The following is a 279-nucleotide window of genomic DNA, read 5'->3' on the forward strand; positions in this document are numbered from 1 at the left end:
CTTTTTGGATCCGGATGCGTCCTTACTGATTGTAGCCCTGATGGATGTGACGCAGCAGGTCAAGGTGGAAAAAGAAATTCGGGAACTCAGCGCCCAATTGGAAAGACGCGTGGTGTTGCGTACGCGTAAGCTGGAGCAGGCGAATCAGGAACTCGCGAAGGCGATGGAAGATCTGCGCTATACCCAGGCTGATCTGGTGCGCTCTGAAAAAATGGCAGCATTGGGTTCTTTGGTTGCAGGTGTTGCGCATGAATTGAACACCCCATTGGGGAATAGCGT

1 pseudogene is annotated in these 279 nt (G+C 52.3%); it reads left to right on the forward strand.

Annotation, left to right across the window (positions count from 1 at the left end):
- Positions 1 to 279: pseudogene (locus KDM89_RS22155) on the forward strand (histidine kinase); the annotation flags it as partial.

This window comes from Cognatundibacterium luofuense (assembly GCF_018139685.1).
Classification (GTDB): domain Bacteria; phylum Pseudomonadota; class Gammaproteobacteria; order Burkholderiales; family Burkholderiaceae_D; genus Undibacterium; species Undibacterium luofuense.